We start from the raw sequence: 15,882 nt of genomic DNA on the forward strand, positions 1-15,882 counted from the left end.
GCAAAGTAAAACGGCAGGCAGGCTCACTGAGCCTGCCTGCCGTTTTTGCCGTGCTGCGTCTGGGCTGCCTTACTTGCCGAAGCTGCGCAGCCGAAGCGAGTTCGCCACAACCAGTACTGAGCTGGCGGCCATGGCGGCACCGGCAATCATGGGGTTCAACAGTCCGAAGGCTGCCACCGGGATGCCCACCGCATTGTAGAAGAAGGCCCAGAACAGGTTGGTCTTGATGGTCCGCAGCGTGCGGCGGGAGAGCTCAATGGCCGTGGCCACCTGGCCCAGGTCGCTGCCCATCACGGTCAGGTCCGCCGCTTCCATGGCAACGTCGGTTCCCGAGCCCATGGCGATCCCCAGATCGGCCTGGGCCAGGGCCGCGGCGTCATTGACACCGTCACCGGCCATGGCCACAGTGCGGCCCTGCTCCTGGTACCGGCGGATCGCGTCCACTTTGCCCTGCGGCCGCACGTCGGCCAGGACGTCCTCAGCGGGGATGCCCACCTGCTCCGCCACCCGGGCCGCTACTACGGCATTGTCACCGGTGAGCAGCACCGGGCGCAGGCCCAGCTTGTGGAACGTAGCAATGGCCGCAGCCGAGCCCGCCTTGACGGTGTCCTGCAGGCTGATGATTCCGGCGGCCCTGCCGTCCACGGCCACCAGGACGGCGGTGGAACCCGCCTCCTGTTCCTCCCGCAGCCCCGCATAGGCGGCATCATCCAGGTCAATGCCGTTCTCATCCAGCCAGGCGGGGCGGCCCGCCACAACCCGGTGGCCGTCCGCGCTGCCCCGCACTCCCCCGCCGGGTGCTGAATCGAAGTCCGTGACCGGCGCCGTACCGGGTCCCGAGGATGCCGCGGCCGCGATGGCACGGGCAATCGGGTGCTCACCGGCGGCCTCCACGGACCCGGCCAGGCGCAGGAGACCGGCGTCGGTGAGGCCTTCCGGGGCACTGTCCAGCAGCCGCAACCGCGCCACGGAGAGCCGCCCGGTGGTGACGGTGCCGGTTTTGTCCAGCACGATGGTGTCCACCGTGCGGGTGTCCTCCAGGACCTGCGGACCCTTGATCAGAATACCCAGCTGGGCGCCCCGTCCGGTCCCGGTCAGCAGTCCCACCGGGGTGGCCAGGCCCAGGGCGCACGGGCAGGCAATGACCAGGACGGCAACGGCCGCCACGAAGGCTGCCTGCAGATCACCGGAGAAAACCAGCCACAGCACAAACGTCAGGACGGCGATGCCCAGCACCACGGGTACAAACACCGCACTGATCCGGTCGGCAAGGCGGGCAATCGGCGCCTTGCCGGACTGTGCCTCGCTGACAAGCCGGCCCATCTGCGCCAGGGTCGTCTCGCTGCCCACCCGGGTGGCCCGGACCAGCAGCCGGCCGGAGGTATTGATGGTGGCCCCGGTGACCTGGCTGTCCACGTCCACTTCCACGGGAACCGACTCCCCGGTGATCAGGGAGGCGTCAACGGCCGAACGGCCCTGAACCACTATGCCGTCCGTGGGAATCTTCTCCCCCGGGCGGACCACAATCACATCACCGACGGCGAGCTCGTCCGCCGGGACGCGGATTTCCTCCCCGTTCCGCAGCACGGCGGCATCCTTGGCGCCCAGGTTCAACAGCGCCTTCAGCGCATCGGAGGCCCTGGTCTTGGCGTTGGCCTCCAGATAGCGCCCCAGCAGCAGGAAGGTGACGACGACGGCGGCAACTTCAAAGTACAGGTGTGCTTCGGTGCCCATGCCGGGATCAGCGGTCAGGCCGGGATTTGCCACCAGCTCGCCCACCGAGAACAGGTAGGAGGCGGCCACGCCGATGGAGACAAGGGTGTCCATGGTGGAGGCCAGGTGCCGGGCGTTAATCGCAGCGGCGCGGTGGAAAGGCCAGGCCGACCAGGTCACCACGGGCAGGGCCAGCAGCGCGGCAACCCAGCCCCAGTGCGGGAATCCGAGGGCGGGAACCATGGAAATCAGCAGCACGGGAACACTGAGCACGGCGGCCAGGATGAGCCTGGGCCGCAGCGATGCGGCAGTTCCGCCGTGGGCCATGTGGTCCAGGTGCTCTCCGCCGTTGTCACCGGCATCGTGCGCGTCCGGGCCTCCCCCGCTGCCGCCGGGACGGGCCGTGCCGTGGGCGTGCCGGTGCGCCGCCGAAGCGCCGCCGGGCCGTCCCGGGCGCTCCTTGAGCCGGGCGGTATACCCGGCTGCATTGACGGCGTCGAGAATCTGCTGGTCGGTGACCGTATCCGGGACGGTCACCCGCGCGCTTTCCAGCGGCAGGTTGACCGACGCTTCAACGCCCTCAATCTTCCCCAGCTTGCGTTCCACCCGCGCCACGCAGGACGCGCACGTCATACCTTGGATATCGAGTTCCACTGCCCTGGTATTGGAGTTCAGCACATCCTGCGTGTCCATGATCCGTCCCTTCCTGTCAATGATGCGCTCCTGCTGCGCCGGGTGAGCGGGCCGTCCGCTTCCGCCTGCTTCCCTGTCCCGCGAAGGGCGCTCAGAGGCCCCCGTCAACCACGGTGTAGCCTGCTTCGGCAACTGCTTCGCTGAACTCGGCCGGGGTAATGGCCCGCGCCGAAGTGACGGTGGCGGTGGAGACACCGCCGGCGTTCAGGTCCACCGTCACGTCATCGACGCCGTTGATGGCTTCCAGTTCTTCGGTGACAGAGGCAACGCAGTGGCCGCAGGTCATGCCGGAAATGTTCAGTGTGGTGGTTTCCATGTCTTTGCTTCTTCCTGTGGATTTACTTTGGTGAACGGCTTAGCTGCGGCTAGCGCAGCAGGCGCCCAATGGCGTCGGCGGCTTCCTGGACCTTCGCCTGGACAATCTCCGGGTTGCCGGTGCGCTCGGACTCCTGTGCGGCCCCGACAACGCAGTGCGACATGTGGTCCTGGACCAGCCCAAGACTGACTGCATGCAGTGCCTTGTTGATGGCAGCCACCTGGGTGAGGATGTCGATGCAGTATTTGTCCTCCTCGACCATGCGGGCAATGCCGCGGACCTGGCCCTCGATCCGCCGCAGCCGGCGCAGATAGGCGTCCTTGTCGGAGGTGTATCCGTGTGCGCCGGCGGACCCGGCTTCGGCGGATCCCGCCGCTGCGGCTTCCGGCACGGCGGTTTCGGGGAGGATGCTTGCGGTGTCGCCCATAATGATCTCCTTTGCGCAGGCCTTTCGCTTAACGTATACCCCTGAGGGGTATAGCTACAAGTACCCCTAGGGGGTATATGTGGGCTGTTTTCCGGCGTTCCCGTAATGTAGTGGGCGTGGCACACGGTGAACTTTCAACAGCAACACAGGACTACCTGAAGGTCATCTGGACCGCGCAGGAATGGACGGATGAGCCGCTGACGGTGTCCGCGCTGTCCCTGCACATGGGGTTTTCGCCGTCCTCGGTCTCCGAAGCGGTCAAGAAGCTGACCAAGAAGGGGCTGCTGACGCATGCCCGCTACGGCTCCATTGCCCTGACGGAAGCCGGCGAAAAGGCCGCCGTGGCCATGGTTCGCCGGCACCGGCTCATCGAAACATTCCTGGTGGACTATCTCGGCTACGGCTGGGATGAGGTGCACGATGAAGCCGAGCACCTGGAGCACGCCGTCTCGGACAAAATGGTCGATGCCCTGGCGGACCGTCTGGGAAATCCCGTCAGGGATCCCCACGGGGATCCCATTCCCGCCCGGGACGGCAGGTTTCCGATCCTGGACGCCATGCGGCTGAGCCGTTGCGGGGAGGGAACCCGCGGCACGGTGGCACGCGTCTCGGATAACGAGCCGGACCTCCTCCGGTACATCGCCGGGCTGGGGCTTCACCTGGACACCGAACTCACGGTGCTGAGCCGCCAGCCCTATGCGGGAACCCTCACCGTGGAGGCAGCGGGGCGGACCCTGGATCTGGGACTGCCCGCCGCGGAAGCGATTTGGATTCTGGCGCCGGCGGAGGCGGCCGGGGCCGAATCCGCTGCCCCGCCCCTTTAGAGGACGGTTTTGTCGAAGACCACTTCGCGGTGGGTTGGCTTATATCCCAGGCTTTCATAAAGCCCGAGGGCGCCGGAGGGGTTTTCGGTATCCACGCCCAGACCCGCGTTTTCCATGCCGTCGTCCCGGAAGCGCCGCATGGCCTCGCGCAGCATCGCCGGTGCCAGCTTCTTTCCGCGCCAGTCCCGCCGCACGCCCAGGAGCATGGTGTACCCCTCGGTGTAGCCGTGGATCTCCTTGCTTTCGGGGTCGAAGCTGGCGAGCTGATAGGCAGCCACTTCCCCGGACCCGGTATCCAGCACCGCAAAACTCCACTGCGGACGGAATTCGGGGTGGCTCACCGTGAATCCCCAGCGCTCCTTGTTCCGCGGCTCGCTGCCCCAATGGTCCCTGAACGCCTCGTTGTGGGCGCGGCGGATGGCATCGGAGTTTTCCTCGCTGAAGGTGGCGAACTCCATGCCTTCGGGCAGCTCGGCGTCGGGAAGGCCGGCAGCCAGCGGACGGCTCATCTCCGTGAAGTACCGGACCACCTGTGCACCGGCGGACTCCAGAAGGGCCACCTGCGAGGCATTGGCTTCCTCCGCATACGTCCGCAGCACGCCGTGCTTCCGGTGCTCGGTGATCAGGCGTTCACGCAACCGGGATTCCTGCCAGCGGACAATGGCCACTCCGATACCCCGGCGGCGCCACTGCGGATCCACTCCGCCAAAGCCTGACCCGATCTCGGAACCGGGGTTCAGGGCAATGCGCCCGTAGGCCCGCGCCACCCCGTCCCTGTCCAGGCCGATGAGCGTGTCCCGGGCCGGATCGCCGGATGTGGTCTCCAGCGCCTGTTCCAGGTCCCTGCGGTCCTCCACCCAGCCGGGCTTGTCAGCTTCGGCCATTCTGCGGATCAGCGCATACCAGGCGTCCACATCTTCGGCGTCGATGGAGCGCCAGCGGAGACCTGTCTCCGGGCCGGGGAACACGGGCGGGGTAGGAGTCTGCATCCATCCACCCTAGGACAGATGCACCGGCTCCGCATCCAGCGCGACTTCCCGGTCGCACCAAGCGGCGTCCGCGGGATTGTGCGTGACCACCACCACCGCTTTCCCCCGCAGACCGGACTTCAGGTCAGCCATGAGCTGTCCTGAGGCCGCGGCGTCAAGGTGCGCGGTGGGCTCGTCCAGGAGGACGACGTCGGCGCAGGCGAGCAGTGCCCGCGCCACGGCGAGCCGCTGGCGCTGGCCTCCGGAGAGGAAATGCCCGCCGGCACCGATGGGGGTGTCCAAGCCGTCCGGCAGGGTTTCGAACAGCGGTCCCAGCCCCACCGCGCGCAGAGACTCGATCATTTCCGTTTCGGACGGAGCCAGGGCCCGGTCCCGGGCAAGCAGCAGGTTGCCGCGCAGGGTCGAGTCGAACAGATGTGCTTCCTGCGGGCACCAGGCCATCCGGCGGGCCGCGGGCGGCAGCGACTCTGCCGGCGTCCCGTCGATCAGGTAGGACCCGCTGCGCGGAGTCAGGAATCCCAGCAGCACACCCAGAAGGGTGGATTTGCCGCTGCCCGACGGACCGGTCACGGCCACCCACTCTCCTGCAGAAACGGACAGGCTGACACCGGACAGCACGTCTGCGGCAGCATCCGGATAGCGGTACCGGATGTCCTCCAACTGCAGCGTCTTTACCCTGCCGATGCTCCTCGGTGCCTTCGCGTCCTGGACGGCGTCGTCGACCTCGTCGGTCCCCAGATCCGGCAGGACCTTATCCCCCAGCGTGCGCCAGGCGGCGAACTGCTGGATGGAACCGTTCACGGCAATAAAGGGCTCGATCAGGGCCAGCTGCATCAGGACGACGACGGCGGCAACGGTCGCCGGGTGCCCCTGTGCGGCACCGATCATGTACAGCGCACTCAAAGAGCAGGCCAGCGCGGTCAGGGCATTGGCCAGGCCCTGGGCCCAGGCGCTCCGACGGACGGCCCTGGCGGCCGCAGCTTCCAGCTGCTCCTGCCGGGCGAGGACCGGAGCGGTGCTGGAGTTGGCCTCCAGATCCCGCGCCGCCGAGAGCAGCCGGGCCATCGATGACATGGACCGGGCCTGCAGGTTCACCGTTGCAGCGCGCGCCGTACGGTCAGCCAGGAGCGCAAGCAGCGGCGCTGCGACCAGACCCACCAGGCACAGCGTTGCCTGGACGGCCCGCCCTTCGGGTACCAGGAGCCAGGTTGCCAGGCAGGCGGCCAGTCCGGTCAGGAAACCGGTCAGCGGGGCGAACACCACCCGCGGCGCAATATCGCGCAGCTCGTCGACATCGCCCACCAGCCGTTCGAGGGCTCCTGACCCCCGGGCCACGCGGCGCCATCCCTCGGGGCGCTGAAGCAATCCGTTCCAGAGCCGCACGCGGAGCTCATTGGTGGCCCGGAAGACGGCGTCATGCAGGCTCAGGCGCTCCAGGTAGCGGAGCAGTGCCCGGCCGATTCCAAAGAAGCGGACGCCGACAATGGCCGTCAGCAGGTACAGGATGGGCGGCTGCTCACTCGCCCGCACAATCAGCCAGCCTGACAGAGCAGTGAGGGTCACGGCGAACAGGGTTGCCCCGGTGCCCAGCACCAGTGCCAGGACAAACTGCCTGCTCCAAGGGCGGAGCACCAGCAGGTTCTTCCACAGCGGCTGGTGAACGGGAGTATCGGCTGTGCTGGCTGCGGGGCGCAGGGGGGCTTCGGCAGCCGGAACCTGCGGTGGAGCGCCGCCCAATGCCGCGGCAGACAGTACGGCGTCCGCGTATCCGGGCACAGGCCACTGCGCGGCCGGACCGCCGGCGGCCGGGGACACCGGAATGACCCTCTGGGCAATGGCGGCGGTTTCAGCGTCGTGTGCCACCAGCAGCACGGTCGCCTGTCCGCGCAGCCCCGCCAGGGCGGTACGGACGGCGGAGGCGCTGCCGGCATCCAGATGCGCCGTGGGTTCGTCCGCGAGCAGCACGTGTGCTCCACGCCCGTGAATCCGGGCGAGGGCCCGGGCCACCGCGACCCGCCGCTGTTCTCCCGGGCTCAAATCCGCGGTTGCGGCATCCACCAGATGTGCGGCGCCAATCAGTTCCAGCGCGGAGAGGGCCTCTGCCCTGCCGTCCCAATCCGGATCCGACGCAGTCCCCGGCACACCGGCATACAGTGCGATCTCCTCCGCGACGGTGTCTTCCACGAGCACCGGGTGCTGCGGAATCCAGGCCAGGGAGGCACGGTCCACACCGTGCACCGTGCCGTCAATGCGGGTATCCCCGCCGTCCCGGCGCAACCCTGCCAGCACTTCAAGTACCGAGGTTTTGCCGGATCCGCTGGGACCGGTCAGCGCGGCAATGCTGCCGGCGGGCACCGTAAAGCTGAGATCCTCCACCGCCGGATGCGGCCGTCCGGCATAGGTGACGGACAGGTTCCGAACATCCAGCGGACCGCGGGCTGCTTCCCCGCCGCCGATCAGCGAGCGGGCCGCCGGTGCCTTAAGGACAGCGTTGGTGCGGTTCAGCGCTTCAAGTCCGTCTTCGCTGGAATGGTGTGCGGTACCCAGGTCACGCAGCGGCTGGTAGCACTCCGGAGCCAGGATGAGGGCCAGCAGCCCCACTTCCAGCGGCATCCCGCCGTGCACCAGCCGGACGCCGATAAAGACGGCGACGAGCGCCACCGAAATGGTGGCAATGAGCTCCAACGCCAGGGATGACATAAAGGCCACCCGCAGGGTCGCCAGCGTGGTCGTGCGGTAACGGTCTGCGACGTCGCGCAGGGCTCGGGTCTGTGCCTTGGCCCGGCCCAGGCCCACCAGCACGGGCAGGCCCTTGGCCAGCTCGAGCATGTTGTCGGAAAGCCGGTTCAGGGCGTTCACGGCCGTGGCCGTCTTATCCTCCGTGTGCAGCCCGATGAGAATCATGAACACCGGGATGAGGGGGACGGTGAGCACGATGATGAGGGCGCTGACCCAATCCGCAGCCAGGACGCGGGCGCCCACCAGCAGGGGCACCACGGCACAGGTAACCAGGGCGGGCAGGTACTTGGAATAGTAGTTGTCCAGCCCGTCGAGCCCCCGGGTGAGCAGCACGCTCAGTGCGCCGCTGCCCATTCCGGGTGCGGTCCCGCCGTCGGCCACCACCCGGGCCGCCAACTGCCCGCGCAGTTCATCCTTGACTCCGGCGGCCGCGCGCTGGGCCACCGTGTCCTGGCCCCAGACCGCAAGGGAGCGCAGGAGGGCGCCTGCGGCGCCCAGGACCAGCATGCGGTTCCAGTCGGGCCCGTCTGCGGCCAGGCCTGCAATCCCGCCGGCAACAGCGTCCGCCAGCAGTACCAGCCCCGCTGCCTTGAGGGCGGCAAGCAGCCCTAACAGATACAGCGCCCGCTTGCTGGTGGCGCTGACCGGCAGTACCGGCTTCACTGGGCTTTGAACGTGTGGGGGGCGGGGATGGACTCGGCGCTGACGCGCTTCCGGAAGACCCAGTAGGTCCAGCCCTGGTAAAGCACCACTACGGGCAGGCCGAACAGTGCCACCCAGCTCATGACCTTCAGGGCGTAGGGGGACGCAGAAGCGTTCTCCACCGTCAGGTTCCAGGCGGCGTCCAAAGTGGAGGGCAGGACCACCGGGTACATGGACGCGAAGATCGTCACCGCGCCTGCCACCAGGAAGACCGCCAGGCTCACAAAGGTTGCCCCGTCCTTGCCCCGGCGGGCAAAGATCCATGCCAGGAGTGCACCAAGCACCGCAATAACGAGCAGGGGCAACGTCGCCACCTTGGCATTCATGAACTGGACAATGACGGCCCAGGCGGCAAGCGGAAGGATGCCCAGCGGCAGCCACCGGAGCACCACCTTGCGGGCGCGGTCCCGGATCTCGCCGTCGGTCTTCAGCATCAGGAAGGCGCAGGCATGCACCAGGCAGAACGCCACCACGGCGACACCGCCAAGGATGGCGTACGGGGTCAGCCAGGCGAACGCACCGCCAACCCGGTCACCGTTTTCATTCAGCGGCAGCCCGGTAGTGGTCAGGCCCAGGGCGGCGCCGACGCCAAAGGCCGCGACGAGGGAGCCCAATGCCAGTCCCCAGTCCCAGCGGTTCCGCCAGGAGTCGCTGTCATGCTTGCCGCGGTACTCGATGGACACCGCGCGGAAGATCAGCCCCATGAGCACCAGGACCAGCGGTATGTACAGCGCGGAGAAGAGGGAGGCGTACCACATGGGGAAGGCGGCGAAGGTCATGGCGCCAACGGTGATCAGCCACACCTCGTTGCCGTCCCACACGGGTCCAATGGTGTTGAGCAGGACCCGGCGCTCCTTCTCGTTGCGGGCCATCAGCTTCATCAGCATGCCCACGCCCAGGTCGAATCCCTCCAGGAAGAGGTACCCGATCCACAGAAAGGCAATCACGATGAACCAGAACAACGGTAGCGACATTACTTCAGAGCTCCAGAAATGCCGGCAGCCGGCAGGGTCGGATGGTCTCCGGCAGCGGCCCGCAGGCCGCCGTCCGGAAGGTCAGGGTGGGCAGGGCGTCAGTAGGCGAAGTCAAGGACATCGTCCTTCTTCTTTCCATTGCCGCTGCCGTCCGGATCGGCGCCGGCCGAGTCCAGACCGCCGCTGCTGCCCTCGTCGTCGTCGGAGTGCAGCAGGCCCGGCATGGCCGCGGGAACGCCGCCGCGTACGAATTTGAAGAGCAGGCGCACTTCCACGATCAGCAGGGCCAGGTACACCAGCGTGAAGGCGCTGACGGAGAAGATCAGCTCAGCCATGCTGACGCCCGGTGAGACCGCAGCGGCCGTGAACATGAACACGCCGTCCACGCCGGTGGGGTTCGGGGCAACCACAAAGGGCTGGCGGCCCATTTCGGTGAAGATCCAGCCGGCGGAGTTGGCGCCGAAAGGCGCCAGAATGCCGAAGACAGCCAGCCGCATGAGCCACTTGGACTCGGGCACGGTGCCCTTGCGGACCACCCAGAGGGCAAAGGCCGCGGCAACGGCAGCAATGCCGCCAAACCCGATCATGATGCGGAAGCCCCAGTACGTCACCGCGAAGTTCGGGGTGTAGTCGATTTCGGCGCCGGCATTGGTTCCGTACATTTCATCGTCCGGAAGATGGGTGCCGTAGGCGTCTTCGTACTCCTCCAGAAGCGTGTTGACGCCGCGGATTTCCGTGTCGAAGTCCCCGTTCGCCAGGAAGGACAGCATGCCCGGGATCTCGATCAGCGTATCCACGTCTTCGCAGTTTGCCGCTCCGGGGTCACCGATGGAAAGAACCGAGAATCCGGTCCCGTCATGGCAGGCCGCTTCGGCGGCAGCCATCTTCATCGGCTGCTGTTCGAACATCAGTTTGCCCTGCAGGTCACCGCTGACGGCGACGCCGGCGAAGGCGACCACCGCGATGGCGGCCCCTACGCGAAGGGAGCGCAGCCAGACGGCGTGGTCGGTCTTGTCACGTCCGATCTCGGGCCGCTCCCCGACCACCACGTAGCCGCGGTCGTCCACGGTGTCGATGCCGTCCCGGCGCCGCTTCCAGAGGTGGTACCACGCGATGCCGAGCAGGAACCCGCCCGCGACAGCGAACGCGCCGAAGATGGTGTGGGGGAAGGCGACGAGAAGGGTGTTGTTCGTCAGGACGGCCCAGATGTCGTTCATGACCGGACGGCCGTCCACCATTTCCACACCCACGGGGTGCTGCATCCAGGAGTTCGCGGCCAGGATGAAGTAGGCCGAGAGCATTGAGGCCAGGGTGGTGATCCAGATGGTGGCCAGATGCACTTTTTTGGGCAGCCGTTTCCAGCCGAAGATCCACAGCCCCAGGAAGACCGACTCGGTAAAGAAGGCGAGCAGGGACTCCAGTGCCAGCGGGGCGCCGAACACGTCGCCGACGAACCGGCTGTACTCGCTCCAGGCCATGCCGAACTGGAATTCCTGCACGAGGCCGGTAGCCAGACCGAGGATGAAGTTGATCAGGAAGAGTTTGCCCCAGAACTTCGTCATCCTGAGGTATTGCTCTTTACCAGTACGCACCCAGGCGGTCTGCAGCGCTGCCACGACCAGGCCCAGGCCAATGGTGAGCGGCACCATAAGGAAGTGGTAAACGGTGGTGATGCCGAATTGCCACCGGGCGATATCCAGTGCTTCCACGCTATTTCGTCCTTCAATAGAGCTATGACTTCTACAGGACGTAGAAGACTGACTTCTACAAAGCGTAGAACAAGTACGGAAAGATTTCTACGTGATGTAGAACCAACGGCTCAGACGCGGTACATTAGTAAGTCTGGACCCGGATGGCCGGGGATCACAGGGGTCTCGATAAGAAGGACAGACATGGCTACGCTCGGTGAACTGGAACGGGCAATGATGGACCTGCTTTGGGAATCAGCCGAAGCGGCAACCGCCAATGAACTGCGCGAGAAGCTTGCCAGCCGCGCAGAGACGGACGGCAAGGGACTGGCGGTCACCACCGTGCTGACCGTGCTTTCCCGCCTGGAGAAAAAGGGGCTCGTAGAGCGCGAACGCGACATCCGCCCGCACCGCTACCGGGCAGTGACAACGCGTGCCGAACATACGGCTGAACTGATGCACGAGGCCCTCGGAACCGCGAATGACCGTGAGGCCGTGCTGGCACGGTTCGTCGGGTCCGTCTCCGAGACCGAGGCCGAGATGCTGCGCAGGCTGCTGGGCGCCTGAGCACCGGGTGTTCTGGACCTCGTACGCACTGGCTGCGCTGGCCTTCCTGCTGGCATGGCCCGTTCCGGTTTTGCTCTCACGGGCCAAGTGGCCCGCCCGCTCCCCGTTCACTGCCATGGTCCTGTGGCAGGCCATAGCCCTTGCAGGCGGCCTGTCCATGATCGGCGCCATGCTGACGTGGGGGCTGGAGCCGCTCGGCGGGAACCTGATCGAGGGGCTGCAGGGGCTCTGGCACATTCTGGTGGACGGCGCGCCGGCCAGCACCCTTGGGCTCGTCCACGTTTTTGCCCTCAGCGCGGCCTGCCTGCTGAGCGTGCACCTGGTGTTCACGCTCATGTTGACGTACTACCGCATCCTGCGCGGCCGCCGGCGCCACCGGGACATGCTGAACCTGCTCAGCTCCCCGTCAGCGGACACACCGTCCACCCTGGTCATCCAGCATCCGACACCGGTGGCGTACTGCCTTCCGGGCGGCGCACGGTCCGTCACGGTCCTTTCGGACGGGCTGCTGAACATGCTGACCCCGCAGGAGCTCTCCGCGGTGCTCACCCACGAGCGGGCGCATCTGGTCCAGCACCACCATCTGCTGCTGTGGGCCTTTGCAGCCTGGCGTGCAGCGCTGCCCTGGCTGCCCACTTCCCTGCTCGCCCAGCGCTCGGTCAACGAACTTATTGAAATGCTCGCGGATGACCAGGCACTGCAGCAGGTGGACCGGCCAGTCCTTGTTCGTGCCGTGGCTATTGTCGGCGCGGGGACAAGGCCTTCGGACGCGGCCAAACCCGCGGGGAAACCGGACACCCGGGTGCCGGCCACTACGCCTATGCCCCTGGGCGGCCCGGACAGTCTCGAACCCCTGAGCACCGCCGGACGGCTCAGCCGGCTTTTGACCCCGCAGCCGCCGCTTCCGAACTACCTCCGCCTGGGGATCCTCGTGCTGGCCATCCTTCTGCTCGCCGTTCCGACCACCCTGCTGATCGCGCCGGGTCTGCTGGCGTAGCCTCCCGGGAGGGGCCCGAACCGCTAAACGATCACCAGGTCCGTTCCCTGGGCCTTGTGGTCGGCCATAGCGACGCTCTGGACCGACGGATCGTCGTAGGTGTTCCAGTAATAGGTCATGGTCCGGGATGAAAAGAGTCCGGTGTACGTGGTCTTCTCGAATTCCCCGGACCCCATGGCCGCACTTCCTTCCACCATCGCGACCTGCTGCAGGGTGTGGAACGCGCGGCTGACGTTCTCCTCCTCGGTGGCCTTCTGCGGATAATGCGCATTGACGTAGGCCGCACGTACAAACCGGGACGGCGAGTAGTAGTCACCCGGAATGCCCCGCATTAGTGAGCCGGATCCAAAGGGCGCCAGATGCGCCTGGTTAAGCACGACCTCTTCCGGGAAGTCCGGCGAGGCGTTGAGATAATTGCGGAGGTTCTCGTGGTGCCAGTTGAACCCGGGCTGGTTTGCCAGGACGTCAACGTCGTCATGGAAGACCTGCATGCCCGCACTCGTGTATTCGACAACGATGGCGCGGTCCTTGTCGGCAATCAGCCAGTGGAGCAGTGAGCTCGAATACTTCTCGTTGATCGGCCTGTCCACAATCGCGACGTTCTGCAGCGCGGCTTCCACCTCGTCAACGGTGGTGAACTGGGAGGCCACCCAGAGCGGGAACTCAAACGCAGGGACATTCGTCGCACCCTCAACCGGTCCCGGCGCGTACTGCGCATAACCCGGGAAATTGAGACCGCCGACGGCGAGGCCTGCGTCATTGCCGCAGTCGAAGTAGAGCGGGGTGTCCTCCTGGACGATTCCCATCCCCATGACGGCGTGCTGAATCGCCGGTACCGCACCAAACGGCGACTTCGGGGCATACCCGGTGGGCGTCAGCACCACCCGCTCCCCGAAATCCGACGTCCAGTCAAGGTTGCGTGCGAAATAGAGGTGGCCGCTGCCGTCGGTAAACCTGATGCCTGTGCACATCTTTGACACTTCCTCAGTCTGCAGGACTCCAAAGGAGCCTGGCCCGTCCAGCGGGCCCCCGTTCCTGCCCTCCCAGTGTGAGGTGCGGACCGGCCATTTAGGCAGTGTCTGCGGCTAACCCGGCTTCAAAACCGGTAATCCCTGTGCCGGCTATGCGTCAATCCTGTCACGGTCCAGCATCGAAGCACCGGCGATGATGAAATCCTTGCGCGGTGCCACGTCGCTGCCCATCAGCAGCTCGAACGCCTGCTCGGCGGCAGCCGCCTCGGCGATCCGCACCCGCCGCAGGGTCCGGTGCCGCGGATCCATGGTGGTTTCTGCCAGCTGCCCCGCATCCATCTCCCCCAGGCCCTTGTACCGCTGGATGGGCTCCTTGTAGCGCTTCCCTTCCTTTTCCAGACGGGAGAGCACGTCGTGGAGCTCTTTTTCACTGTAGGTGTAGACCATCTCATTGGTCTTGCTGCCGGGATTGATGACTTCCACGCGGTGCAGGGGCGGCACTGCGGCATACACCCTTCCCGCGTCCACCAGCGGCCGCATGTAGCGGAAGAAGAGCGTCAGCAGCAGGGTGCGGATGTGGGCCCCGTCGACGTCGGCGTCAGTCATGAAAATGACTTTTCCGTAGCGCGCGGCGTCCAGCTGGAAGCTGCGGCCGGAGCCTGCACCCACCACCTGGATCAGCGCGGCACACTCGGCGTTGGAGAGCATGTCCGCCACGGATGCCTTCTGCACGTTCAGGATCTTTCCCCGGATCGGCAGCAGCGCCTGGTAATCCGAGGACCGTGCGAGCTTGGCTGTGCCGAGGGCGCTGTCGCCCTCCACGATGAAGAGCTCGGAGCGTTCCTGGTCATCAATCCGGCAGTCCGCGAGCTTCGCGGGCATGGTGGAGGTTTCCAGCGCGTTCTTCCGGCGCTGCGTTTCCTTGTGCACCCGGGCGGAGATCCGGGACTTCATCTCCGCCACCACCTTCTCCAGCAACTGGGCGGACTGCGCCTTATCCGCCCGCGCGGTGGAATTGAGCCGGGCGGTGATCTCCTTCTCCACCACCTTGCTGACGATGGCGCGTACGGCCGAGGTGCCCAGGATTTCCTTCGTCTGGCCTTCGAACTGCGGTTCGGCCAGCCGAACGGTGAGGACGGCGGTGAGGCCGGCGAAGACGTCGTCCTTTTCGATCTTGTCGTTGCCCGCCTTCAGCTTCCGGGCGTTGGCCTCGATGACCTTCCGGAAGGTCTTGAGCAGCCCCTGCTCGAAACCGGTCTGGTGCGTGCCGCCCTTCGGCGTGGCAATGATGTTGACGAAGGAACGGATGGTCGTTTCATAACCGATCCCCCAGCGCAGCGCGATGTCAACCTCGCACTCGCGTTCAATCTCGGTGATCCGGCTGTTGCCCGTCTCGTCCAGCACCGGCACGGATTCCTTGAACTTTCCCGAGCCGTGCAGCCGCCAGATGTCGGTGACGGACGCGTCAGCAGAGAGGTACTCGACGAACTCGGCGATGCCGCCGTCGTGGTGGAAGACTTCCTCCACCGGACCATTCTCCCCCGGCGTGCCGGGCAGGCGGCGTTCATCGCGCAGGGTGATGCGCAGACCCGGGATCAGGAACGCCGTCTGGCGTGCCCGTGCCTGCAGTTCGGTGTAGGAGAACTTGGCATCGGGAGTGAAAATCTGCCGGTCGGCCCAGTAGCGGATCCGCGTGCCCGTCACGCCCCGCTTGGCCTTGCCGACAACTTCCAGACGTGAGCTGTCAAGGAACGGAGAGAACTTGGCGTCGGGACCCGGTTTCTTTCCGGCGTCCGCAAAGTGGCCGGGTTCCCCGCGCCGGAAGGTCATTTGATAGGTTTTCCCGGCCCGGTCCACCTGGACGTCAAGCCGGGAGGACAGCGCATTGACCACGCTGGCGCCCACGCCGTGCAGGCCGCCGGACGCCGCGTAGGAGCCACCGCCGAATTTGCCGCCTGCATGCAGTTTGGTGAACACCACTTCGACGCCGGAGAGCCCGGTTTTCGGTTCGATGTCCACGGGGATGCCGCGGCCGTCGTCATGGATCTCCACCGACCCGTCGGGGTGCAGGATGATCTTGATGCTCTGGCCGTAGCCGGCCAGCGCCTCGTCAACGGAGTTGTCGATAATCTCCCAGAGGCAGTGCATCAGCCCCCGGGAGTCGGTGGAGCCGATGTACATGCCCGGACGTTTGCGGACGGCTTCCAGTCCTTCCAGGACGGACAGGTGCCGGGCGGTGTAGTTCGAGCTTGGGGGCGCCACGTGTGTTGAAACTCCTTGGT

General features: G+C 66.2%; 12 protein-coding genes. 3 read left to right on the top strand and 9 right to left on the bottom strand.

Annotation, left to right across the window (positions count from 1 at the left end):
- Window positions 1-69: 69 nt before the first annotated feature.
- The 3 genes from AC5RTS_RS15685 to AC5RTS_RS15695 all read right to left on the bottom strand — a co-directional run bounded on the left by AC5RTS_RS15685 (window position 70) and on the right by AC5RTS_RS15695 (window position 3,149).
- Window positions 70-2,406 carry a heavy metal translocating P-type ATPase gene (locus tag AC5RTS_RS15685; RefSeq protein WP_493992943.1) on the bottom strand — a complete coding sequence of 779 codons (2,337 nt, stop codon included), beginning with the start codon at window positions 2,404-2,406 and terminating at the stop codon, window positions 70-72.
- 91 nt (window positions 2,407-2,497) lie between these two features.
- Window positions 2,498-2,722: a heavy-metal-associated domain-containing protein gene (locus AC5RTS_RS15690; RefSeq protein ID WP_493992944.1), complete on the bottom strand. Its 225-nt coding sequence runs from the start codon at window positions 2,720-2,722 to the stop codon at window positions 2,498-2,500.
- A 49-nt stretch (window positions 2,723-2,771) separates the two neighbouring features.
- Window positions 2,772-3,149 (bottom strand): metal-sensitive transcriptional regulator, encoded by a 378-nt coding sequence (locus AC5RTS_RS15695; RefSeq protein WP_493992945.1) that lies wholly within the window; start codon window positions 3,147-3,149, stop codon window positions 2,772-2,774.
- Between the two features lie 116 nt (window positions 3,150-3,265).
- On the opposite strand from AC5RTS_RS15695, the gene AC5RTS_RS15700 reads away from it, so the two are divergent.
- Window positions 3,266-3,973 (top strand): metal-dependent transcriptional regulator, encoded by a 708-nt coding sequence (locus AC5RTS_RS15700; protein ID WP_493992946.1) that lies wholly within the window; start codon window positions 3,266-3,268, stop codon window positions 3,971-3,973.
- Here the strand turns inward: AC5RTS_RS15700 and AC5RTS_RS15705 are convergent.
- From AC5RTS_RS15705 to AC5RTS_RS15720, 4 genes are all read right to left on the bottom strand, one after another.
- Complete coding sequence (locus tag AC5RTS_RS15705; RefSeq protein WP_493992947.1) at window positions 3,970-4,962, bottom strand: GNAT family N-acetyltransferase; 993 nt, start codon at window positions 4,960-4,962, stop codon at window positions 3,970-3,972. The two genes, AC5RTS_RS15700 and AC5RTS_RS15705, sit on opposite strands and share 4 nt — an antisense overlap.
- A 9-nt stretch (window positions 4,963-4,971) precedes the next feature.
- The gene (gene cydD, locus AC5RTS_RS15710; protein WP_493992948.1) at window positions 4,972-8,364 is read right to left on the bottom strand and encodes a thiol reductant ABC exporter subunit CydD; all 3,393 of its coding nucleotides are present in this window, start codon (window positions 8,362-8,364) and stop codon (window positions 4,972-4,974) included.
- Entirely contained in the window at window positions 8,361-9,377 is a 1,017-nt protein-coding gene (gene cydB / locus AC5RTS_RS15715) for a cytochrome d ubiquinol oxidase subunit II (RefSeq protein WP_493992949.1), read from the bottom strand. Before cydB ends, cydD begins: the two co-directional genes overlap by 4 nt.
- A gap of 98 nt (window positions 9,378-9,475) precedes the next feature.
- On the bottom strand, window positions 9,476-11,086 hold the full coding sequence (locus AC5RTS_RS15720; RefSeq protein ID WP_493992950.1) for a cytochrome ubiquinol oxidase subunit I: 1,611 nt from the start codon (window positions 11,084-11,086) through the stop codon (window positions 9,476-9,478).
- Between the two features lie 183 nt (window positions 11,087-11,269).
- Between AC5RTS_RS15720 and AC5RTS_RS15725 the strand changes: the two genes are divergently transcribed.
- Together AC5RTS_RS15725 and AC5RTS_RS15730 are read left to right on the top strand one after the other, a co-directional pair.
- Window positions 11,270-11,632, top strand: a complete 363-nt coding sequence (locus AC5RTS_RS15725) for a BlaI/MecI/CopY family transcriptional regulator (protein WP_493992951.1) — start codon at window positions 11,270-11,272, stop codon at window positions 11,630-11,632.
- A gap of 7 nt (window positions 11,633-11,639) precedes the next feature.
- Window positions 11,640-12,629: a M56 family metallopeptidase gene (locus AC5RTS_RS15730; RefSeq protein ID WP_493992952.1), complete on the top strand. Its 990-nt coding sequence runs from the start codon at window positions 11,640-11,642 to the stop codon at window positions 12,627-12,629.
- Window positions 12,630-12,652: 23 nt separating this feature from the next.
- On the opposite strand, the gene bsh is transcribed toward AC5RTS_RS15730, so the two are convergent.
- Entirely contained in the window at window positions 12,653-13,600 is a 948-nt protein-coding gene (gene bsh / locus AC5RTS_RS15735; RefSeq protein ID WP_493992953.1) for a choloylglycine hydrolase, read from the bottom strand.
- 150 nt (window positions 13,601-13,750) lie between these two features.
- Entirely contained in the window at window positions 13,751-15,862 is a 2,112-nt protein-coding gene (locus tag AC5RTS_RS15740; RefSeq protein WP_493992954.1) for a DNA gyrase/topoisomerase IV subunit B, read from the bottom strand.
- Window positions 15,863-15,882 lie beyond the last annotated feature (20 nt).

The organism is Arthrobacter sp. MDT1-49-2 (assembly GCF_059090185.1).